The sequence below is a fragment of the Amphritea japonica ATCC BAA-1530 genome, assembly GCF_016592435.1.
Classification (GTDB): Bacteria; Pseudomonadota; Gammaproteobacteria; order Pseudomonadales; family Balneatricaceae; genus Amphritea; species Amphritea japonica.
Window position 1 is genome coordinate 3481337 of the sequence record NZ_AP014545.1, and the last position, 22629, is coordinate 3503965.

Sequence of the window (22629 nt, forward strand, 5' to 3'; positions counted from 1 at the left end):
TCCGATACAGACTCAATAGCCAAAAGCCCTGTCGGCAGATGAGAACCCAGTATTTAAAGGTTTATTACTTAAGTCCCGGCAAAAAGAAGGGAATATCTATCCGCTTTTCCGTTAACTTGCGGGTAATTATCTGCTTTAGGGGCGCAAAATTGTTAGCGATTCGCAGCGTTGCCTTACGCGCAATCTTCGCTGCAAAGTTATCATTAGTGAATAACCCTACAACCAGATTGGTACCCATATAAAGAGGCTTGGTTACCCGCATATGCGTACTCTGATACTTTTCCAATACACTGAAAGAGCCGATTTCCCGGCCTTGTTCCAACGCCTTTTTAATCTCTTTTGTCAGCGTTTCCTGACTACGCAGCCCTAGGTTAAAGCCGTGAGCAGTCACCGGATGCATGCCCACGGCGGCATCTCCAATCACGGCAAAACGACGACTGACAAACTTGTTTGCATGCACCGCGACCAACGGATACAGGTGGCGACGACCATAGAGCTTCATACTACCCAATTGCCCCTGCAGGCGTTGTTCTATATCGGCAGCAAAAGCCTCTTCGCCCATATTAAAGATACTTTCAGCCTCAGCACTGGATACGGTGACAACTATAGAAGAAAGATTGCCAGTCATCGGCAAAATGGCCAGCGTACGTCCATAGTGGAAACATTCAAAAGCGGTTTGATTATGGGGCAGGCTGTGTTCCATACGGCACACAATCGCGGTGCGGGAAAAATCTTTCATCGAAGCCGGCACACCCATTTTACGACGAGTTTCTGAAAAGCGACTATCTGCTGACACTAGCAAATCACACTCAACCCGGTCACCATTTGAAAGAACAACCCAGGCACTATCTGCTGTACTACCCACATCCTCAACTGAAACTTCAGTCAGAAGCTCAACATTATCAATCGGTTCTACAACCTCATAATATGCTTTACGAATTTTATCATTCGGCACCAGGTAGCCCAGAGCATCCAGGTTAGCTTCAGTGTTATCGAAATTCAGCGTGTAACTCGAATCACCATCCAGCACCTTGGCAGCACAGATTGGTGATACATCCTGATCTGCCAGTTGTTGCCAGGCGCCCGAGTTTTTCATCATATCAATCGACAGATGGGTCAGGGCTATTTCCCGACCATCTTCCGGCGGCTGACGCAGAGTCTCGAGAGATGATCGCTCGACAACCAACACCTTAAGCGCAGTGTCTCCTAATGAGCGAGCAAAGCTAAGACCCGCAGGACCTGCCCCAATAATTACGATGTCATATTTCATACTGAACCCCGGACAAACTACGCCAATCAACGGATATACAAGCGCCCACGTTAACGGCTCAGCTCTTTGATTACCCTAACCCAGATCAAGCCGACCAAAGAAAAGTAAATCAGAACAAGCCAGAAGGCTCCTTAAAAAGGCAATAAAATGTATATTTTGTATTGCGAAAAACGTTATATATGCAACACTACATTTCATATTTTGCAACGGACTTATTGTATAACGCTATGGATACCCGCTCCCTGAAACTCTTCATCAGCCTGTGCGACACCCTCCACTTTGGTCGGGCTAGTGAAGCTTGCCACATCAGCCCTTCAGCCCTGACCCGGGCGATAAAACAATTGGAAGATTCCTTGGGAGTACAACTGTTTGAGCGGGATAACCGTACCGTCAGCCTGACACGCGAAGGGCAGAATTTTCAAGACTACGCCCGTGAAGCACTGATTCAGTGGGATGTTGTGCGTAATTCACTGTTAGCTGATGCTCAGGAGCTACAAGGTGAAATCAGCGTGTATTGCTCAGTCACTGCCAGCTACAGTTTTCTCTATGACATTCTCAGCGACTTCCGTCGACAACACCCTAAAATCGAGATAAAACTACACACAGGTGACCCGGAAAATGCAATTCAGCGCGTATTGGCAGGCACCGACGACATCACCATTGCAGCCCGACCAGACACGCTAAACGCAGGACTCGCATTCAAACATATCGCAACCTCACCGTTGGTATTTATCGCCCCTCAGAAAGATATACATCTGGACCCTCTCCTCACTGACACACCAGACTGGTCGCAGGTGCCCATGATTCTGTCTGAAGAAGGCGTCTCACGTAAACGCATCGACCGCTGGTTTAAGGCCCGCCAGGCAAAGCCGATAATCTATGCACAAGTCGCTGGTAATGAGGCGATCGTCAGTATGGTTAGCCTCGGATTCGGGGTGGGCGTGGTGCCTAAAATAGTTCTGGATAACAGCCCACTGGCAGACCGGGTACGAATTCTCAATATCAAGCCGGAACTCAAGGCATATGATGTTGGCCTGTTTGCTCTGAAGAAAAAGCTGCAAAGCCCACTCATTGAGGCCTTCTGGTCACAGATCCAGTAGTACAAGTACATCAAGCCCTGCGTAAGCTATTCACTTCATATTCTTTTTCCTGTCGGCTTATTGACCAGAAAGATACCCAGAGCCACTAATAGTAAAGCCCCCAGCATATCTAACGAAAGCCGTTCATCGAGAATCAACCAGGCGAGCAGTACGCCAAACAAGGGGGTAAGAAAGGTAAAACTAGCAATCTTCGAGGCAGGATAATGACTCAACAGCCAAAACCAGGCTAAATAACCAACAAACGCCATCAAAACGATTTGAAACAATAACGAGCCCACCACCAGCGGGGTCAGGTTGGTTACACCTGGTTCATTTAACAGCCATGACAACAGCGGCAAAATCACGGCCGAAACCACCAACTGATAAAGCAATACCCGGGAGGCAGACAGATGCCTTTGCGGGGATGCTTTCAGGACCACCGTCGTCGCCCCCCAGAAAAGCGCCGCCGCCAATGCCAGGCTATCGCCCAACAGAGTAGCATCACCCTCGAGAGAATCTCGAAATGCAAAAATCACTCCTGCAAAAGCCACCAACAGCCCCATAACCTGAACGCTTCGAAGGTGCTCGCCCTGAACAAAAAAATGCGCCCCCAATGCCACAACAAAGGGAGAGGTGTAGAGAAAAATTGTTGTGTGAGAAGCCGTGGTCAGGTCCAGGGCCAGATAGATTAATAAAAATTCGATCGCAAACAGCACCCCGAGCAGAACACCCCACCAAAAAGTACCATCTCGATAAAAAATTTTCTCACCACGCCACAGCATCCAGAGCATGAGCAGCAATGCCGCACCGACAGACCGCAAACCGGCCTGCAGCAAGGGGGATATTCCCTCCAAACCGAACTTAACGACTACCTGGTTGAGACCGAACAACATGCAAAGCCCCACTAAGAGCAGGATAGCACGACGATCAAATGTCGTTTTAATCATGCGCTGAATAGAGCTTCAAGTTCAGGGGATATATAAGGTCGTCCCCGCTCATTCAGAGCAGCACCTATCACCAACCCGGCAACACAGACTTTTTCATCTTCGATACGGACAACCCGTTGACGAAAACCAAACTTCACCCGACTGATCCGTTCCAGAGCAACCTCGACCCGAAACTTGTCTCCACTCTTTAATGACGCCTTATAATCCAGTTCTGAACGAATCACCACCAGATGAATCCCTGCCTCAGTCAGAACAGCAAAATCAATACCACTGTTCAACAAAAACTCATGCCGGGCGTGTTCCAGGTAGTTGAAATAGACCCCGTTATTGACGATACCCTGCATATCCAGCTCATAGTCCCTTACACCCATCTCAATACTGAACATTCTCAATCCTCCAGCCAAAAAAAGAGGGCGCAATAATGCACCCTCCTTAAAGCTATTCATTTTTTAGTGGGTTGAACGAGCCGGCTTAACAGAGTCCGGCGCCATCGACTCAACCAGTTTCAGCAACGCATCAACACCGTCCTGCAAATTAGCATTATTATCGATCAGCTGAATATTATCCGGAAGACTATCGACAATCTGACGGTGACGATTTAACCGTTTGATGATCTCTTCCTCATTTTCCCTGCCGCGTTGGGTCAGTCGCTGATGCAATGTATCTTCATCGACTTCAACCAACACCGGAATCAAATTGGGGTAAGCGTGCATGGCAATCTGCAAATACTCACGGGAACCATTAATCACAACATTAACCCCTTTTGCCAGCCAGTTATCAATTTCAGAACCGATACCGTAGCTATAACCATGGGAGTACCACTGCATAGCAAACATCCCCATGCTGGCACGCATATCAAACTCATCAGGGGATAGATGAATATGGTTTTCACCACCAACATTAAGAGCCCGGGTAATATAACGATGGGCAACAAAGCAGCCGTGGCTGGGTTGCAGGCGCTGACGGCAACCTTCAAGCAAGCTGTCTTTACCGCTGCCTGAAGCGCCCACCAGATAGAGCAATTTTCCACTCATAGAAAGATCTCAGAGTACTATAACCGGTTAATTTGAGATCAAGAGTAATACGCTTAAAATTGAAACGCCAGTATTGATTAAGCTCGCCTCAGTATCGCACATCGTCACACAGAAGGTCAGGCCAGCATCTCCTGCTCGAAGACAACAGCATAGGTATCCTGCCAACGGGGAAACGGATTGGATTGTTGCCACAGGGGTAATCTCTCATATCTGACAATGCCTGAAAACTGTACGCCGCTATCCCGGCCGGTCAGTTCTCCCAAAGGAAAAACCAGTAACACCGAAAGCACTACCCACTTAACTGAGTAAATCATTATAACCTCCTCAGACAGGTGTTCCCTATCATCGATTTCCAATGACAACGACCCTATGACAATGCCTTTATCCTCAAACCACAAGAGCACTCTGAGCCACCCGCCTCTTCCTTTGGAACTTTTTCCTCCAGAGGGACCCTTAAGTATAGTCAGGAAAAACAGTTTTTTTGTTAAGTTATCAACTAAGTTGTTCTGTCCACCCGATCTACAGACCAAAAAAAACCGCTCAATGAGCGGTTTTAATACAGCAAAGACTGATGATTAGAGACTCAGGACTTTCTCACCTCGAGAGAGGCCCGATACACCCGTACGCACCACTTCCATAATATGCGCGGTACCCAGCGTCTCAATAAAAGCATCCAGCTTGTCACTGGCACCGGTCAACTGAACAGTATAGGTATTCGGCGTCACATCGATGATCTGACCACGGAAAATATCCGCAGTACGCTTAATCTCAGCACGCATCTGACCGTTAGCCTTCAGCTTGATCATCATCAGTTCGCGCTCGATATGCTCACCTTCAGTCAGATCCACCACTTTAACCACATCGATCAGCTTATTAAGCTGCTTAGTGATCTGCTCGATCACCTTGTCACTACCAAAAGTAGTCACGGTCAGACGAGATAGGGTTGAATCTTCTGTCGGCGCAACCGTCAACGACTCAATATTAAAATTTCGCTGAGCGAAAAGGCCTACAACCCGGGACAGTGCACCCGGCTCGTTTTCCATCAACACAGAAATAATATGTCTCATGATCAGGTTCTCTCCGTCTTACTCAGCCACATATCACGCATAGAGCCACGTGGCACCTGCATCGGGTATACATGCTCAAACGGATCTACAGTAATATCCATAAATACCATACGATCTTTCAGGGCAAACGCTTCGGTCATCGCCGCTTCCAAATCTTCGTACTTCTCAACTTTCATACCCACATGACCATAGGCTTCTACCAACTTAACAAAATCAGGCAGTGATTCCATGTAGGACTGAGAGTGGCGTGACTCATAGTTCATATCCTGCCACTGACGCACCATACCCAGAGATCCGTTATTCAGGCAGATAACCTTTAAGGGGATATCGTACTGGCTAATGGTAGACAGCTCCTGAATATTCATCTGAATACTGCCTTCTCCGGTAACGCAAACCACTTCCTCATCGGGAAAGTTCATTTTCACGCCCATCGCAGCAGGTAAGCCAAAGCCCATCGTGCCCAGACCACCAGAGTTAATCCAGCGATTCGGTTTATTAAACTTGTAGTACTGTGCAGCAAACATCTGATGCTGACCTACATCTGAACAGACATAAGCATCACCACCAGTAACTTTGCTCAGCATCTCAATAACCTGCTGTGGCTTCATGCTCTCAGAATCATCGGTCCGGAAACGTCCACCATGACGGCCGCGCCATTCATCAATCTGCTGCCACCAGGAATCGATCGCTTCTTTTTCAAGCTGCTTCTTACTGCTCTTAACAAGAGAGGTCATCTCCTGCAGAACATGCTTAGCCGGCCCCACAATAGGGACATCAGCTTTAATCGTTTTAGAGATTGAAGCCGGATCGATATCCACATGGATAATTTTGGCAGTAGGACAGAACTTATCAACACCGTTCGTTACCCGGTCATCAAACCGTGCACCCACCGCCAGTATCAGATCAGCGTGATGCATCGCCATATTAGCTTCGTAGCTACCGTGCATACCCAACATACCAATAAACTGACGATCAGTACCCGGATAGCCACCCAGACCCATCAGGGTATTAGTTACCGGTGCATTCAACAACTGCGCCAGCTCGGTCAGTTCAGCGCTGGCATCACCCATGATGACACCACCACCGGAGTAGATTACCGGACGTTTAGCATCCAGCACCATATCCATCGCTTTCTTAATCTGTCCACTATGACCCCGGCTGACCGGGTTATAGGAGCGCATTTTGACGCTCTTCGGATATTCATAATCAAAACGATCAGTCGGCGCGGTCATATCCTTAGGAATATCAACGACAACCGGGCCCGGACGACCACTTTCAGCAATGTGGAACGCTTTCTTGATAATCGTAGGAATATCTTCAGGGTTCTGGACACTAAAGCTATGCTTAACAACGGGACGGGAGACACCGATCATATCGGTTTCCTGGAACGCATCTTCACCGATCAGGAAGCTCATTACCTGTCCGGTAATAACAACCATCGGAATAGAGTCCATGTAAGCGGTAGCAATACCGGTCACAGCGTTAGTGGCACCCGGACCTGATGTTACCAATGCGACGCCGGCTTTACCGGTTGCACGGGCATAAGCATCAGCCATATGGGTCGCCGCCTGCTCATGGCGAACCAGAACGTGTTGTACATCTTCCTGCCGGAACAGTGCATCATAAATATGCAGCAGTGCTCCACCGGGATAACCGTAGATGTGTTTCACACCCTCATCTTTAAGGGCGCGAATTACCATTTCGCCGCCTGAAAGTTGTTCCACAATAGTATCCTCAAATCACACGCCAACCATTGGCATGTCTAAAAATTCTGATACTGGAGGATGTAATGAATCGCCTACTGGGAACAAAACAACCTCCAGCAGGCTTTTGCGTAGGTGACCGGTACGGTCAGAGAAAGGCAAAAGCAACTCTTCATCCGGTGATTAAGTGTGGGTACACACTGTAAACCCGGGAAAATAAGCTGGGTGTGCTTATCAGGTTTCTGCTTCGGGGTAACCTACTTAACGCAGAAACACTAAATTGTGGTGTGTATTCTGCCAGCAGCACAACCATTGTTCAAGGGATGATCAGCGATAAAATTAAATTTCACGCATCCGGAAACCTATAGCTGCAGATACGGTTATGACAGTGCTATAGTGAATCCAAAGTATTTGTCATTTTCAGTCGGAGATCGTTGCATGAGCACTGCTACAATAAAAAACAAGGAACGAGCTATAGATGAGCTGGTTTCGGTGTTGCGCAAAATATTCGAGGAGCCAGAAATCTGTGCGGCTGCAATGGAAATCGCGCGTAAGCATCTGCAGGACGAGCACGCCAATGTGAAAATTGCTGATGAGCTATCCGCCACCACCAGCGTTAAAATCCCAGTAGAACACAGCGAAGCAGACACGCTATTTCTGGATATGCTAAAGGATCTGGTGCGAGACGAGCAGGCACTGTACTAAGCGATCCTCATTTCACAAAAAAAACGCGCATCCCTGTTCTTGAAAAAGAGAAGGTTACGCGTTTTTTTATGCTTAGAAAGACCTGAATCAGATCACAAACAGGTGATGCTTCTTCTTACCCAGTTTAACTAAGAAGAAACGACCATAAGTACCGTTCGCAGCGGCAAACACTTCTACCGCTTTCATATTGTCATCCATACCCTTCTCAACACCATTAACAATCACAGCGTTGCGTTGTAGAGCATCTTTAATCTGCTTACCCGAGTTTGCCATACCGGCGTCACTCAACAAAGTCGTCAGTGGCGTTTCAGCCAGATCTGCAGCTGCCAGGCTGGACGATGGCAGACCATCCAGTTGCAACTGTTCAAAGTCTGCCTGGCTCAGATCAGACAGGTTGCCACTGAACAGCGCATCGGTAATCCGCATCGCCGCCGTTAAGCCCTCTTCGCCATGTACCAGACGCGTCACTTCACGGGCTAGTACAGACTGCGCTTCAGGACGACCATCACGTTCAGCATCCGCCTTTTCTAACGCATCAATCTCTTCAACCGAAAGGAAAGTAAAGTATTTTAGGAAAGAGTAAGCATCAGCATCCGCTGTTTGTAGCCAGAACTGGTAGAAAGCATAAGGAGAAGTCTTGTTTGGCGACAACCAGATAGTTCCGGACTCTGTCTTACCAAACTTAGTACCATCAGACTTCGTAATCAGTGGCAGTGTCAGACCAAAAGCCTTATTACCATTCATACGACGCGTCAGCTCAGTGCCACCGGTAATATTACCCCACTGATCAGATCCACCGATCTGCAATGTACAGTTGTGACTAGCGTTCAGCTGCTGGTAGTCGAATGATTGCAGAATCATATACGTAAATTCAGTAAAGGAGATGCCCTCACCTTCACGATCGATACGCTGCTTTACCGACTCTTTAGCGATCATCTGATTAACCGAGAAGTGCTTACCGACATCCCGCAGGAAGGTCAGTACATCCAGATCGCGGGTCCAGTCCAGGTTATTTACCACTTCCGCGTTGTTATCACCGCTGTCAAAATCGATAAACTGACTAACCTGACCTTTCAGCTTTTCCACCCAGTTGGCGACAGTACTGTCGTCATTGAGCTTACGTTCCTGAGCTTTGAAACTCGGGTCGCCTATCAGACCGGTCGCCCCGCCCACCAAAGCCAGTGGTTTGTGGCCCGCTTGCTGAAAGCGTTTTAGCGCCAGCAGAGGCACCAGTGAACCGATATGCAGACTGTCAGCGGTAGGGTCAAAGCCGCAATAAAGAGTGACAGAACCTTCAGCCAGGTGTTGTTCCAGCTCTTCTTCGCTGGTCATCTGCGCGATCAACCCGCGCGCATTGAGATCCTGTAGCAGTGTTTTGTCTGTCATTGCCTTCTAACAACCTTCATCTGTAAGTAATTAAGTCATAAATAGTGTGGAGGCGTATTCTACCCTTACGCCTTTAATCCCACAAACCTATGATGAAAACGCTCGATTTACCCCTCCAATACGGTGTCGTTCTATCAAACCACCAACAATTCCAAAGACTTCCAACACCTCAGATGGCACTAACTGAAGACAGTTCTGTCTCCACTTTCACCTAATTTTATTGACTTATCCCTCAAAAAGCGGCGATTTACGCCGATAACATGTGAATATTTAGATTCTGTGACAGCTTCCGGTATAATCCTGAGAATTTTTTAGTATTACTGAGGTAACAGGCCGTGGTTCTGATTGAACGGTTAAAACAGCATCTTCCAGCGACTCACCTGATAGCGGTAGCTATCTGCTGCGTTATTGTTGGCCTGACGTCTATGCTTATGCCATCTGCAGAAGCGCCAGCTTCAGTACTGGCCCAGGCGGAAAGTACTGAAAAAAGCACCACTTCAATTACCGACGGTAACCAAACTGCTTTGGTCAATAAAGCATCTTCTGCCGAGCCAGTAAAACTCCCCGTTGAAACAGCTAAAAAACCCTTAGAACAAGCCCCATCTGAGATTACCGAACAGTGGCAGGACTTTAAAGTCCGCAGTGGCGATACACTCACCTCAATCTTCAAACGGGCCGGACTTACCAATCGGGATGCCTTTCTGGTCAGTAAAGGGGTACAAGGGACCGAAGCACTTAAACGAATCTATCCGGGCCAGATCATCCGCTTCGTTATTGAAGACAATCAGCTTATAAAACTACTGCATATCCGCAATCAGCTTGAAAGTTCGCTGGTCACCATAACCGCTCAGGGATATGAAGTAGAGACCATAGCAAAGCAACCCGACATCTCTCCCCGTTTTGCCGAAGGCAGTATTGAAAACTCCCTCTTCTATGATGCATCTCAGGCTGGCCTCTCCGATAGAATGATTATGGAACTGGCGGCTATTTTCGGCTGGGATATCGACTTTGTTCTGGACCTGCGACAGGGTGATCGCTTTAATCTGGTATTTGAAGAGAAATACCTCGATGGGAAGCTGATTGGCGAAGGCAATATTCTCTCCGCCCAGTTTATCAACCAGGGTGAAACCTATACCGCTGTTCGCTATACCGATAGCGAAGGCAATAGCAGCTACTATACTCCGGAAGGCGATAGCATGCGCAAAGCGTTCCTTCGAAGCCCAGTCAGTTTTGCCCGGATCAGCTCCAGCTTTAAAAACCGGCGCAAGCACCCGGTATTAGGCTTAACCCGGGCACACAAAGGCACCGATTATGCAGCCCGTACCGGCACCCCTATCAAAGCGGCCGGAGATGGCAAAATAATCTGGCGCGGAACCAAAGGCGGTTACGGCAAAGCTGTCATTGTGCAACACGGTGGCAATATCACCACGTTATATGGCCATATGAACAACTATCGTCGCGGCCAGAAAAGCGGAAGCAGAGTGAGTCAGGGTGACGTCATCGGCTACGTTGGCCAGACGGGCCTCGCCTCAGGCCCACATCTGCATTATGAATTCCGTGTTAACGGTGTGCATAAAAATCCGCAAACGGTAAAATTGCCCCATGCCGCACCGATAGCTAAAGCCGAAAAAGACAACTTCTTTGCTGCTGCTAAAGCATCACTGGCCCAGCTGGAACAATTCAAAGCAACACAGCTAGCCTCGGCCTCAAACTGAGCCCTGCCTTGCGATTCAGAACCATTAATCAAGGACATTCATGAGTGCTCAAATCTATATTGGATTAATGTCCGGCACCAGCCTCGACAGCATTGATGCTGTCGCGGTCCGGTTTGAGCCCTCCTTTGAGCTGATTGCTTCACACAGCGAGCCAATCCCACCCGCCATCGATAATCGCATCCGGGTATTGTTTAATCCCGGCGATAACGAAATAGATCAATTAGGCAATCTCGACCTTGAGTTAGGTGAACTGTTCGCCTCCGCGGCCAATACACTGATCGAACATCACGGACTTAGCCGCGATCAGATCATTGCGATCGGCAGTCACGGACAAACCATCCGCCATCGTCCAGAAACTCACTTTACACTCCAGATTGGCGACCCGAACACCATCGCAGAACATACCGGCATTACCACCGTCGCTGACTTCCGGTGCCGGGATATGGCTGCAGGTGGTCAGGGAGCCCCCCCTGGTACCGGCCTTTCATAATGGGCTGTTCCGTCACTCCCAGAAGAACAGAATACTGGTAAATATCGGCGGTATGGCAAACCTCACCATCATTGAAGCAGACCCGGAAAAACCGGTATTAGGCTACGACACCGGTCCGGGCAACGTCCTGATGGACAGCTGGATTCAACATCACCAACAAAAAAATTATGATGCCGACGGTCAGTGGGCAAACACAGGAAAAGTGATACCTGAGCTACTGAATGCCATGCTCTCACTACCCTATTTCAGTGAAACCCCGCCCAAAAGTACCGGACGGGAGCAGTTCAACCCGCTTTGGATTGAGCAGAATATCCGTTCACTGGCCAGCACACCCGAACCGTCAGACGTACAGGCAACCCTGTTGGAACTGACTGCGATCACCATCGCCGATGCGATTAACCGCCACCAGCTGGACAATTTGCAGGTATTTCTCTGTGGCGGCGGCAGCCACAATCGCCAGCTGAGAGCTCGACTATCGACCTTGCTGCAGCCGCACTATTTGAGTGATACCGCCGAGCTGGGGCTCGATCCTGACTGGGTCGAAGCGGCTGCTTTTGCCTGGCTTGCCTACCGCACGCTAAACAAAGAGAGCGGCAATATACCCGAGGTTACCGGTGCAAAAGGCTTCAGACCACTGGGCGCAATTTACTGGGGCAGTTAAATATCCGACCTTCAGAAAACAAAAAAGCCAGCAATATGCTGGCTTTTTCAGGTCTGTGCAAAAATCAAATTGAGAAGGACGAACCGCAACCACATGTGGTTGTTGCATTCGGGTTATCAATCACAAACTGTGAACCCTGCAGCCCTTCTTTATAGTCCACCACCGAGCCTACCAGATACTGGTAACTCATCGGATCAACCACCATATTCACGCCATCATTTTCGAACAGCGTATCATCATCCGCAACCGCCTCATCGAAGGTGAAGCCATAAGAGAAGCCCGCACAACCACCACCGGTAATGTATACCCGCAGTTTCAGGTTATCGTTCTGGTCCTCTTCGATCAGAGTTTTTACCTTAGCCGCTGCTGAATCGGAAAAAACCATCGTCAGCTGCTGGTCAGTCGTCTCTGTCATATCTGTTTCACCTACATCTCTCATACATACCAATAGCGTATTATCCATTTAACCAAGCAATTTAGTCAAGTATAGACTTTACCCTTACGGCATCATACCTGCGTGTTTGAGCCCTTCAGCTTCATCCAGACCGAACATAATGTTCATATTCTGGATTGCCTGACCGGCAGCCCCCTTAACCAGGTTATCAATCGCAGAGAGCACCACAACCGTATCGTCGTTCTGCGGACGGAACACGCTGATCCGGCAGATATTCGCACCTTTAACGCTGCGTGTTTCCGGATGACTTCCGGCGGGCATCACATCAACAAAAGGCTCATCGGCGTAACGCGCTTCAAACAACTCCTGCAGACCATCGGTAGGATCTTTCAATTTCCCGTAAAGCGTTGCATGGATACCCCGAATCATCGGCGTCAGGTGAGGCACAAAGGTCAGGCCAACCGGACGACCCGCCGCTTCACTCAAGCCTTGCTTGATCTCAGGAAGATGACGATGACCCGCTACCGCGTAAGCCTTCATACTTTCACTGCTTTCACACAGCAACGAACCGATATTCGCACCACGACCCGCACCACTGACGCCTGACTTAACATCAGCTATCAGACGACGGTGATCAATCAGTTTATTCTCTATCAGCGGTAGAAAGCCCAACTGGGTCGCAGTTGGATAGCAACCTGGACAAGCGAGCATCTGCGCGCCTTTAATCGCTTCACGGTTTACTTCCGGAAGGCCGTATACCGCTTTAGCCGCCAGTTCCGGACTGGTATGTTCCATGCCGTACCACTGGGACCAGAGCTCCAGATCCTTAATTCGAAAGTCAGCTCCCAGATCGATCACTTTCACGCCTCGCTCAACCAGCTCCGGCGCCATTTTCATTGCCACCCCATGAGGGGTCGCAAAAAAGACCGCTTCACACTCAGACAACGCCTCAACATCGGGGACGGTAAACTGCAGATCGTAGTGACCGCGAAGGTTCGGGTACATATCATCAATTCGCACACCTTCCTCGGAACGGGAGGTAATTACTTCAACCGAAACGCCGGAATGGTTTGCCAACAGTCTGAGCAGCTCTACGCCGGTATAACCGGTGCCGCCTACGATACCTACTTTGATCACTTTGACCTCACAATTGTTTCTACAGTTTTCTATTCAGCCTGCGTATGATACAAACCCTTGAAGGGCATTACTATTGCGACACTCTAAAAGTGGCGTTAAAACAGGCGAATCAGAGTATAAATGTTCAAAGACTCCCTATCATTCACCCATTTCCGCAACCGGCTGGCCCATCAGGAGGCGCTGCCGCAGTTAATCCTGCTGGGGATTTTCTCCGGATTGGCGACTGGATTAGTGATTCTGGCGTTCCGGCTGATAATCGAACTACCCCTGGAAACCTGGCTACCCGACAATAACAGCGAAAACTTTGAAGGGCTGCCACTCTGGTTGCGCTTTGTTCTGCCAATAGCCGGAAGTATCGTCACATTTTTACTACTTTGGAAACTACTGCCTGCCACCCGTAAAGTCGGTGTCGTTCATGTATTGGAACGTCTCAGTTACCATCAGGGCCATCTCCCCGCGAAAAACATGCTAGTGCAGTTCTTTGGAGCAGCTATTGCCATTGTCAGTGGCCACTCAGTCGGACGTGAAGGTCCGGCGATTCATTTAGGCGCCGCCTGTGGCAGCCTGGTCGGTCAAACGCTAAAGCTGCCGAATAATTCCTTACGATTGTTAGTCGGTTGCGGTGTCGCTGCAGCGATCTCTGCGGCCTTCAACACCCCCCTGGCCGGGGTTATTTTTGCAATGGAAGTCATCCTGATGGAGTACACTGTTATCGGCTTTACGCCGGTACTGGTTGCCTCAGTCACCGCAGCACTTTTAATTCGGGTCACCCATGGTGATGAATCCATTTTTACCATTCCCGCGCTGCAGATCCAGTCTCTGGCAGAGATCCCCTTTGTGGTTTTACTGGGGATTATCTGTGCCCTGCTGGCGGCAGGCTTTATTCGTATCATGATCCTGACTCAGAAAATAACCTCAGTATCCCTGGGCGTTAAATTGTTAATCGCCGGACTACTCACCGGCACTGTCGCACTCTGGTATCCGCAAGTGATGGGACTGGGTTACGACACCCTTTCTCAAGTTTTGCAGGGGAATGCCGGGCTGACCTTACTGCTTGGCTTGCTGTTAACCAAGTGGTTGCTGACGCCTATCGTACTTGGTCTGGGTATTCCTGGTGGCCTGATTGGCCCAACCATCTATATCGGTGCTATCGCCGGTGCAGCCTTTGCTGTCTTGGTTGCTCACTTCACCGGTGAGACTAATTCAGGTGTCGGTTTCTACGCCATGTTGGGGATGGGAGCGATGATGGGCGCCGTACTAAACGCCCCCTTAGCCGCACTCATCGCCTTGCTCGAACTGACCGGTAATCCGAATATTATTTTCCCGGGCATGATCGCCATTGTTGTCGCCAGTACAACAGTTCGCTTCTTTTTCAACCAACCCTCAATTTTTCTCACATCCCTCAAAGCCCAGGGGTTGGACTACCGACAGGAACCTATCACCCAGGCTCTTTCCCGGTTAGGAGTTGCCAGTGTAATGTGCGCCAGTCATGTCCGCTGCAACACCCGGGTCAGTTGTGAATCAGCGATAAAAGTACTGGAACAGCGGCCCGACTGGTTGATTCTGGAAGATAAAAAAGCGGTGCCTCGGTACATTCTGTTCCCCGCCGATCTGGAATATTTTATTGATCGCATTAGTGAACGGGATGGTTTCAACCCGAACCTTGAGCTAGACCTGACAGAAGTCCCGGCGGTACGCAAAGATATCGCCCCGTTACCGATACAGGCAACACTCAAAGAAGCCCTCGACAAGATGAACCTCGATCGTTTGGATGCGTTGTATATCGTGCACCATAATGATGAGATCGCCGGTATTATCACCCGTGACCTGGTAGAACATTTTTACACCCAAAAGATCAATCAATAATCACAATCTGAGCACCCCTCTTAAGGTTAAGGCTGTTTAAACCTCCTATGAAAGAATTCCAGTTACAGGGCCTTTACGCCATCACCGACAGCACACTGATGCCCGATACCGAAACGATGCTGTATCAGGTCGAAAACGCTCTGCGAGGGGGCGCCAGTATCATTCAATACCGCGATAAGTCGGATAATTACCCTCAACGACTGGCACAAGCTAAAGCACTGGCAGACCTCTGCCATCAGTTTCAGCGACCACTGCTAATCAATGATGACATTGAACTGGCCAAAGCCAGTAACGCTGATGGTGTTCACCTGGGGCAAAGTGATGGCAATATCCGTCAGGCCCGTGACTATCTGGGGTCTGCTGCGATTATCGGCAACACCTGCCATAGTTCCCTGACACTCGCAGTCAAGGCCTGCCAGCAAAGCGCCGACTATGTTGCCTTTGGCGCGTTCTTCCGCTCCAGCACTAAACCCGATGCAACCCCAGCCCCTATCCACCTGCTCAGTGAAGCCAGATCAACCCTCCCCGTTCCGGTAGTAGCGATTGGGGGCATTAATATGGATAATGCGGGTCAGGTAATTTCCGCCGGAGCGGATATGATCGCGGTGATACACAGCCTGTTTGCCAGTGATGATATTTGCGCCCAGGCCGGACAGTTCGACAGCCTGTTCGACTGATCCGCTTACGATACGAATTTAAGAGAGCCCAACATGTCCCGTTCAGAATCTTTATTTCAGGCCGCTCAGGCCCATATCCCAGGTGGTGTTAACTCACCGGTACGTGCTTTTAAAGGGGTGGGCGGTACGCCGATCTTCTTTAAACGGGGTGAAGCCGCCTATCTGTACGATGAAGATGATAAGCGCTACATCGATTATATTGGCTCATGGGGCCCAATGATTCTGGGCCATGCCCATCCTGCAGTAATGAATGCGGTACGGGGCGTCATGGAATCCGGCCTGGGCTTCGGCGCGCCCACTGCGATTGAGATAGAAATGGCAGATAAGGTCTGCGATATGATGCCAGGCATGGATCTGGTACGGATGGTGAACTCCGGTACGGAAGCCACCATGAGCGCCATTCGTCTGGCCCGCGGTTATACCAACCGGGACAAAATTGTTAAATTTGAAGGTTGCTACCACGGTCACTCTGACTCGCTGCTGGTTAAAGCCGGCTCCGGGATGCTGACACTGGGTGAGCCAAGTTCTCCAGGCGTACCTGCCAGTCTGGCAGAGCATACGATCACCCTGACCTACAATGATCTGGATAACGTTCGTCAGGCATTTGCCGAAGCAGGTGCAGATATCGCCTGCATCATCGTTGAACCGGTCGCCGGCAACATGAACTGCATCCCACCGGTACCGGGCTTCCTTGAAGGGCTGCGTGAGATTTGTGATGAATACGGCACCGTGCTGATTCTCGACGAAGTAATGACCGGTTTCCGGGTCTCGCTGACCGGCGCACAGGGCCATTATGGTGTGATCCCTGATCTGACAACCCTTGGCAAAGTCATTGGCGGCGGACTGCCGGTCGGTGCCTTCGGCGGTAAACGGGAGATCATGGAATATATTGCGCCGCTGGGACCTGTCTATCAGGCAGGTACACTGTCAGGCAACCCACTGGCGATGGCCGCTGGTCTGGCCATGCTGAACGCACTTGAGGAAGAAGGTTTCCACGAAAAGCTCAGCGCAAAAACAGAACTGCTGGCGCAGGGTTTTGAAGCGATGGCACTACGGCACGGTGTACCTTTCACCACCAGTCAGGTAGGAGGCATGTTCGGACTGTTCTTTACCGACCAGCCAGAGGTCACCCGTTTTGATCAGGTGATGAAGTGTGATGCAGACAAGTTCGGCCGCTTCTTCCATGGCATGCTGGAAGAGGGCATCTACCTGGCACCATCCGCGTTTGAGGCTGGCTTTATGTCTCAGGCGCATACTGAAGAGGATATCAACGCCACCATAGAAGCGGCTGGTCGGGTCTTCGCCAAGCTGGCAGCGGAGTAAATCACTTGCTCAATCTGGCATTAGGCGCACTACTGATTGGCGCACTGTTTACCGCATATCAATTGCAAAACAGTGCCCAACAGCTACCGGACTCACCCAGGACAACACTGCAGGCGGGCGCATTAAGCGCCCTCTTTATCGCTCTGTCAGCATTAGCTGAACTACTGCTCAATCAGGCCAGCAGCGATATTGAAACCCTGCAACGGATGTTCGCAAACCTGGCTTACTATGCCGCCCTGCCGCTATTGGCCAGCGCTATGTTAGTAAGCACTCGCAACCAGCACTGGCAACGCGCAGCCTGGGGTCGCTGGCTAATCGGCCTGTTTGCATTGTTTGAGTTACTGCGGCGTATGGAACAGGGCGAACTTTACACCCAGATCATCGCCGTCGCCGTTTCAGCCACTATGCTGCTCGCAGCGCTGATGACCAAAGAGAAAGCCCTGCAGAAAGCCAACCTGCTTGCTGGTATCAATATGTCCATCACTCTGTTGATTGCAGGCCCCGGTGCGCTGATGCCCAACACCCTGCCCGAAAACAGCTATCTATACCCACTACTGATGGCCGCCACTTTACCCCTTTTCGCTATCGCGATTAAACAAACGGTATTGTTTCATCATAAAACAGCCTGACAAATCACAAACATTTCATCCAAGGCTATGTCCCGAATTCAGCTATGAATATAGCTGTTTTGCACTGTTTCTAATCAATTATGCCGTCTAAACCTTAGCAAGTACCTATGCTTTACTTAGCGCTTATATTGGAGGATATATGGTTAGGGTTATAGAGTTGCACCGGTATATACCTACTTTGCACAGATGTTTCTGAGCACTACACGAGAAATATGGTTCGTTGATTAGAAAACCTAATCCCGGAAACAATGTATAACAGCCGCGATGTCTTCAAATAGAAAAATTAATTTGAGCAAAGAACAATACGTTACATAAATACGATAAACCCAATAGTCACAGGGTAATAGACAGTAAAGTTGTATCAGAAAGCTTTGTGATAAAACCTGTAATAAAATAAACCCCGGTATCACCGGGGTTTAACACAATAACTTAGCAGATCTTTAATGCCTACTCAGATAGAGATACTGATTCAATTTTTAACTCAGCTAACCTTTCAAGCAAAAACTGAATACTCTTCTTTCCTGAACCTTCATTGGCTTTTCTAAGGCGTTCAGCCCCAAGAAAGGCCTCTCCTACTGTTGCTGTATATGGCGCACTTACAATTTCATCAATGACTACCCGATTACTTTCCATATCGGTTAATGAGTATCGAACCCTGGTTGTCACTGTCATATCAAGGCCAAATAAAGGCTGATCGACATCCAGCATTTGTACATCAAGCTGATACCTCCCAACAGCAGAAAAAAGACCGTAGTGGTCCAAGCTTCGCTTAAGTGCGAGAGAAAAGTTCTCATTGCTTATTTCCGAAGTCCAGGCTGGATTAGTTTTTTCTCCTCCACTTACTGACTCCACATCAATCTGTTTTTTCAGCCCCTGATCAAAGCCTAGCGTAGCCTCCCTTGTTTCGGTAAAAGTCATGTTCTCCATTTTTGCACCCGAAGCGCAACCAAATAGAAAAATACTACAAACTATTAGTATCCATACCCTGTATTTATTCAAAACATGTGCCCTGCTTAATAAGCTGTATTATTATTTTGCTGCGATGCTTGAGGTTTTTTTGCCGCTAAACGGAATTTTTGTTCCTCTGCACGGTATTGCTGAGCAACATCAATAGCAGACTGACATTGATTTAAGATAGCCACCTCTTCCATCGCATTAATTTCACCCTTCATACGTGAGTACTCGGCGGCTTCAATACCGTCACCACCTTCCAAAGCAAACAATGCAGGCCAGAAAAGAATCATGCCTATCGCCATTTGAGCTTTATCATCATCAGCTTTATCATCAATAACTGTGGTGAGTTCATTTACTACATTAATACTAGACTGAAGTTCAGCATGCAGTTCTGTACAACTAAGACCCTTAAAACCAGCAGTTGATACATGCGCTGCTTTTAGTTCATTGCTATTTGAAGCGCAACCAGAAATTAATCCAGTAACAAGGAGGGTAGCCATAACAGGCTTTAAAAATAATCTCATATTAGTCCTTTAAATATCTTAACTATGTATGCCGAATAACGTGTTTTTAATTAAAGTAATTTACAGAAAGCCCCCTCAGTTCTCATCCGATGAAAAATAGGTATGCGATGAAAGTAGCGCAATTATCAGCGAAAACTTAAAAAGGGTTTTCAATAAAAACCGTATACTAATAAACAATCACAATATTAACCACCTAAAGCCCCACCAATTTGACACGTATTCAAGAACTATGGCTATTAAGGCAATACGACTTAGAAATGAGTAATTACTGCGAGGGGGAGAGTAGACTATATTTTACGTTCTTCCTCTCTCCTCTGTGTACTCTGAACCTTCTGTATAACCCGCACTTCATTCTTTTCTGATTACAAGTCGTACAACAAAACCTCTTATGACACTGAAGTAAAAATCAGTGCCCGAATGCCAGCAGCCCCTGCAGATCATTTACTCTGATCTCAGCGCCATTCACTTCGATCAGCCCCTGGAGCTTCATCTCTTTCATCAGGCGGGAAAAGGTTTCCGGCTGCATTCCTAACTGGGATGCGATCAGCTGTTTCGCCATCGGCAGCTGTACAACGCACTGTTTTGCAGCGGGATCGGGTGCCAGGCCAAAGAGGTAATTGCCTAACCGGTGCCGGGTATTCTGCAGGGTCAGAATCTCAATTTCATTGATACGACGATGCAGTTTTACGGCCATATTACCCATCAGCTTGAGTGCCGATTGTGGCTCTTTCAATAGCGTTTCTTTATACAGTTTATTCGGTATCGCCAGCACTTCACACGCACCCATCGCCGCGGCATTCAGCGGATATCGGATCTGCTCCATAAACATTAGCGCTTCGGCGAAGGCTCCGCCTTTTTTAATCACTTCGATCACTTTGGTCTGGCCGTCCGGAGACACCCTGTATAACTTGATATTGCCTTCCAGAACGATATAGAAACTATGAGCATCGCCTCCCTGGTGGAACAAGGTCTCATCATTTTTCAGTTTGATAATATGACAGTGCTGGCACAGGTTGTCCTTGGCCTTCTCGGTCAAGGAAGAAAACAGCACGTCTTCTCTGACAATTGCCTGCAATCTGGTTTCTTGCATGAAAGATTTACCCGTTACCAATAGAAGAAAGAGGCCATCATAACGTTAGTTCGCTAAACAGCCAGACTAATTAAAACTTTTTATCCGCCGAACAGCTTTCCAGTCAGCGTCATATACAGTTGCGGCAAACGCTTAGGCAACTGTTCCGCCTGACGAATAAAAGTATAGCCTTGATGCCCAAATAGATAGGGCAGATACTGATTCGCTTCTTCATCAATCGTAATGCAAAACGGGATTAACCCCTGATTACGGGCTTCAAGAATCGCTTTCCGGGTATCTTCCACCCCGTAACGCCCTTCATAGCGATCCAGATCATTGGGCTTGCCATCCGTTAACAGCAATAACAGTTTCTTCTCAGCCGACTGTTTTCCCAGCAAATCGGTTGCATGACGAATAGCAGCACCCATCCGGGTATAAAAACCAGGACTGATATCGGCAATCCGGCCACGCACTTTGGCGTTATAATTTTCATTAAAGTCTTTGATGCAATTAAACCGAACATGTTCACGCCGGCGGGAAGAAAATCCATGGATGGCAAACTGATCACCACTGGCGTGCAAACTCTCAGCAAACAGATGTACAGAGTCTCTGATCACATCGATAACCTGATGGTTATCGTTTACCCAGGCATCCGTCGATAGCGATAGGTCTGCCAGTAGCAGGCAAGCCATATCCCGCACCAGAGGACGCTTCTGATAGTACAACCGGGGATCTCCTGCATGAGCGGAACCACCGCTACTGATCGCACCCCGGTAATCCAGATAGGCATCCAGATCGAGCTTATCTCCTTCGTATTGCCCACGAATCCATTGTGGCCGGGCAGACAGGCTTTCAAACTGACGACGTAATCGCCGGGCGGGTTTTTGCAGGTGTTCGGGTAGCTCGCAATCAACCGCATTACGACTCAGCATCGGAATCACCCGACACTGGTCAGGTAACAACTGAGCTTTCTTGAAATCCCATTCGGGATACAGCATACCCTCACTCAGAGGAATATCATCCTCCTGCTCTGAGGGCAGGTCCAGATCGAACTTGATACGACTGGCTACCGTGGTGTTATCCTGTGCGACCGACATTTTATCAATATCATTAGCGATATCTTCAGCCTGATCGAGATCATCCTCTTCGTCTGTTCCCCGATCCATCTTGCAGAACTCCCCAAAGGAAAACAGATCGGCTTCGTGACGAACCCCCAGTGTGAATCCTTGATCTTCTGGTTTTTCGACCCGTTCAGCCTGACGACGACGCTGTTGCGCCTGTCGGGTTTCACCTTTAGATGCACTGCGGTCCTGACCGTCTGCGGTATTGCTTAGCCCCGCACTGCGTGGCGGGTCGGGATGTAGCCATAGCGGTACGGGGTCTGGAGCAAAACGAGCTTCAGGCAGAGCCCCCACAGAGCCCGGATCAGTCAGCGCCTGCTGTATGGCCCGTTCCTGCGCAGCCGCGTCAGGTTTAAGTTTTTCAGGTTGAGGACGCAGCGCACTATAGGCTCGCACCAGCGACAGGTAGCGCTGATGCAACCCCCGAAACTGCCTCAGGGTGTACAGCGTTCGCTGCTGGTTATCCACAATCCAATTCTGATTTCGATGCGTTTCTGCCGGTACCCGCGCTCCAGCCATCGCCGCCAGCCAAAAATACAGATCACGATTAAGCTGAGCATCCGGAAACACATCGAGTTGTGCCGGCAGATAGAGACAGGTCTCATCCTGCCAGGCCAGTTCTACCTTACGCCCGCTGCCAGCCACCCGCTGCAGCCAGTTTCTGCGCGCTTTATGCAGGGTAGCGGTAGTTGCAGTGACACGCAGTGCACTATCGCCTCCCAGCGCCCGGAAAAATACACCTAATGGTGCTTTAATCTGATCCAGAGTAACTGCCGCGTCCGGATAGCCCTGTTGCGCTATCCGGGTAATTAAGCGGTCCCATATCTGACCTACCTGTTCTTCCATCGCAACGCGACTCCCACAGCTTCATTACCCGA

At 49.0% G+C, this 22629-nt stretch carries 23 protein-coding genes; 9 read left to right on the plus strand and 14 right to left on the minus strand.

All coding sequences use genetic code 11. The annotated features are described in order from the left end of the window. Positions 1–64: 64 nt before the first annotated feature. Positions 65–1270, minus strand: a complete 1206-nt coding sequence (gene ubiM / locus AMJAP_RS15995) for a 5-demethoxyubiquinol-8 5-hydroxylase UbiM (RefSeq protein ID WP_019623181.1) — start codon at positions 1268–1270, stop codon at positions 65–67. Positions 1271–1497: 227 nt separating this feature from the next. Here ubiM and ilvY point away from each other — a divergent pair, with 227 nt between their 5' ends. Continuing rightward, positions 1498–2370 (plus strand): HTH-type transcriptional activator IlvY, encoded by an 873-nt coding sequence (gene ilvY, locus AMJAP_RS16000; RefSeq protein ID WP_019623180.1) that lies wholly within the window; start codon positions 1498–1500, stop codon positions 2368–2370. 35 nt (positions 2371–2405) lie between these two features. On the opposite strand, the gene AMJAP_RS16005 is transcribed toward ilvY, so the two are convergent. The 6 genes from AMJAP_RS16005 to AMJAP_RS16030 form a co-directional block, all read right to left on the minus strand. Next, positions 2406–3296 (minus strand): DMT family transporter, encoded by an 891-nt coding sequence (locus AMJAP_RS16005; protein ID WP_026340268.1) that lies wholly within the window; start codon positions 3294–3296, stop codon positions 2406–2408. Next, positions 3293–3682, minus strand: a complete 390-nt coding sequence (locus AMJAP_RS16010; protein WP_019623178.1) for an acyl-CoA thioesterase — start codon at positions 3680–3682, stop codon at positions 3293–3295. The genes AMJAP_RS16005 and AMJAP_RS16010 overlap by 4 nt, the downstream gene beginning before the upstream one ends. A 63-nt stretch (positions 3683–3745) precedes the next feature. Further along, positions 3746–4330 carry a phosphonate metabolism protein/1,5-bisphosphokinase (PRPP-forming) PhnN gene (gene phnN, locus AMJAP_RS16015; RefSeq protein WP_019623177.1) on the minus strand — a complete coding sequence of 195 codons (585 nt, stop codon included), beginning with the start codon at positions 4328–4330 and terminating at the stop codon, positions 3746–3748. 116 nt (positions 4331–4446) lie between these two features. Further along, positions 4447–4644: a hypothetical protein gene (locus AMJAP_RS16020; RefSeq protein WP_019623176.1), complete on the minus strand. Its 198-nt coding sequence runs from the start codon at positions 4642–4644 to the stop codon at positions 4447–4449. 261 nt (positions 4645–4905) lie between these two features. After that, the gene (gene ilvN, locus AMJAP_RS16025) at positions 4906–5397 is read right to left on the minus strand and encodes an acetolactate synthase small subunit (RefSeq protein WP_019623175.1); all 492 of its coding nucleotides are present in this window, start codon (positions 5395–5397) and stop codon (positions 4906–4908) included. A gap of 2 nt (positions 5398–5399) precedes the next feature. Next, positions 5400–7121 (minus strand): acetolactate synthase 3 large subunit, encoded by a 1722-nt coding sequence (locus tag AMJAP_RS16030; RefSeq protein ID WP_019623174.1) that lies wholly within the window; start codon positions 7119–7121, stop codon positions 5400–5402. A gap of 417 nt (positions 7122–7538) precedes the next feature. Here AMJAP_RS16030 and AMJAP_RS16035 point away from each other — a divergent pair, with 417 nt between their 5' ends. Next, positions 7539–7805, plus strand: coding sequence for a hypothetical protein (locus AMJAP_RS16035; protein WP_019623173.1), 267 nt, complete (start codon positions 7539–7541; stop codon positions 7803–7805). A gap of 87 nt (positions 7806–7892) precedes the next feature. Here the strand turns inward: AMJAP_RS16035 and tyrS are convergent, their stop codons facing one another. After that, entirely contained in the window at positions 7893–9191 is a 1299-nt protein-coding gene (gene tyrS, locus AMJAP_RS16040) for a tyrosine--tRNA ligase (protein ID WP_019623172.1), read from the minus strand. Between the two features lie 335 nt (positions 9192–9526). Here tyrS and AMJAP_RS16045 point away from each other — a divergent pair, with 335 nt between their 5' ends. The 3 genes from AMJAP_RS16045 to AMJAP_RS17885 are packed head-to-tail and all read left to right on the plus strand — an operon-like array spanning position 9527 to position 12057. After that, positions 9527–10906 carry an OapA family protein gene (locus AMJAP_RS16045; RefSeq protein ID WP_019623171.1) on the plus strand — a complete coding sequence of 460 codons (1380 nt, stop codon included), beginning with the start codon at positions 9527–9529 and terminating at the stop codon, positions 10904–10906. A 40-nt stretch (positions 10907–10946) separates the two neighbouring features. Next, the gene (locus AMJAP_RS17880; RefSeq protein WP_413228379.1) at positions 10947–11396 is read left to right on the plus strand and encodes an anhydro-N-acetylmuramic acid kinase; all 450 of its coding nucleotides are present in this window, start codon (positions 10947–10949) and stop codon (positions 11394–11396) included. Continuing rightward, entirely contained in the window at positions 11359–12057 is a 699-nt protein-coding gene (locus AMJAP_RS17885; RefSeq protein ID WP_413228380.1) for an anhydro-N-acetylmuramic acid kinase, read from the plus strand. Before AMJAP_RS17880 ends, AMJAP_RS17885 begins: the two co-directional genes overlap by 38 nt. A gap of 64 nt (positions 12058–12121) precedes the next feature. On the opposite strand, the gene erpA is transcribed toward AMJAP_RS17885, so the two are convergent. Further along, entirely contained in the window at positions 12122–12472 is a 351-nt protein-coding gene (gene erpA / locus AMJAP_RS16055) for an iron-sulfur cluster insertion protein ErpA (protein ID WP_026340266.1), read from the minus strand. An 84-nt stretch (positions 12473–12556) separates the two neighbouring features. Continuing rightward, positions 12557–13588, minus strand: a complete 1032-nt coding sequence (gene argC, locus AMJAP_RS16060; protein WP_019623168.1) for an N-acetyl-gamma-glutamyl-phosphate reductase — start codon at positions 13586–13588, stop codon at positions 12557–12559. A gap of 120 nt (positions 13589–13708) precedes the next feature. Between argC and AMJAP_RS16065 the strand changes: the two genes are divergently transcribed. From AMJAP_RS16065 to AMJAP_RS16080, 4 genes are read left to right on the plus strand one after another with little or no spacing between them, the layout of a single operon-like run. Continuing rightward, positions 13709–15454 carry a chloride channel protein gene (locus tag AMJAP_RS16065; protein ID WP_019623167.1) on the plus strand — a complete coding sequence of 582 codons (1746 nt, stop codon included), beginning with the start codon at positions 13709–13711 and terminating at the stop codon, positions 15452–15454. Positions 15455–15501: 47 nt separating this feature from the next. Then, positions 15502–16131, plus strand: coding sequence for a thiamine phosphate synthase (thiE, locus tag AMJAP_RS16070; RefSeq protein WP_019623166.1), 630 nt, complete (start codon positions 15502–15504; stop codon positions 16129–16131). 33 nt (positions 16132–16164) lie between these two features. Beyond that, on the plus strand, positions 16165–17454 hold the full coding sequence (gene hemL / locus AMJAP_RS16075) for a glutamate-1-semialdehyde 2,1-aminomutase (RefSeq protein ID WP_019623165.1): 1290 nt from the start codon (positions 16165–16167) through the stop codon (positions 17452–17454). A 5-nt stretch (positions 17455–17459) separates the two neighbouring features. Further along, positions 17460–18083, plus strand: a complete 624-nt coding sequence (locus tag AMJAP_RS16080) for a hypothetical protein (protein ID WP_019623164.1) — start codon at positions 17460–17462, stop codon at positions 18081–18083. Positions 18084–18530: 447 nt separating this feature from the next. Here the strand turns inward: AMJAP_RS16080 and AMJAP_RS16085 are convergent, their stop codons facing one another. The 4 genes from AMJAP_RS16085 to AMJAP_RS16100 form a co-directional block, all read right to left on the minus strand. Further along, positions 18531–19010, minus strand: a complete 480-nt coding sequence (locus AMJAP_RS16085) for a hypothetical protein (RefSeq protein ID WP_019623163.1) — start codon at positions 19008–19010, stop codon at positions 18531–18533. 86 nt (positions 19011–19096) lie between these two features. Beyond that, a complete protein-coding gene (locus tag AMJAP_RS16090; RefSeq protein ID WP_019623162.1) occupies positions 19097–19561 on the minus strand; it encodes a hypothetical protein in 465 nt (154 codons plus the stop codon). A gap of 406 nt (positions 19562–19967) precedes the next feature. Then, positions 19968–20651 carry a Crp/Fnr family transcriptional regulator gene (locus AMJAP_RS16095; RefSeq protein ID WP_019623161.1) on the minus strand — a complete coding sequence of 228 codons (684 nt, stop codon included), beginning with the start codon at positions 20649–20651 and terminating at the stop codon, positions 19968–19970. Between the two features lie 80 nt (positions 20652–20731). Then, positions 20732–22597 carry a nitric oxide reductase activation protein NorD gene (locus AMJAP_RS16100; protein ID WP_019623160.1) on the minus strand — a complete coding sequence of 622 codons (1866 nt, stop codon included), beginning with the start codon at positions 22595–22597 and terminating at the stop codon, positions 20732–20734. Between the last annotated feature and the right edge of the window lie 32 nt (positions 22598–22629).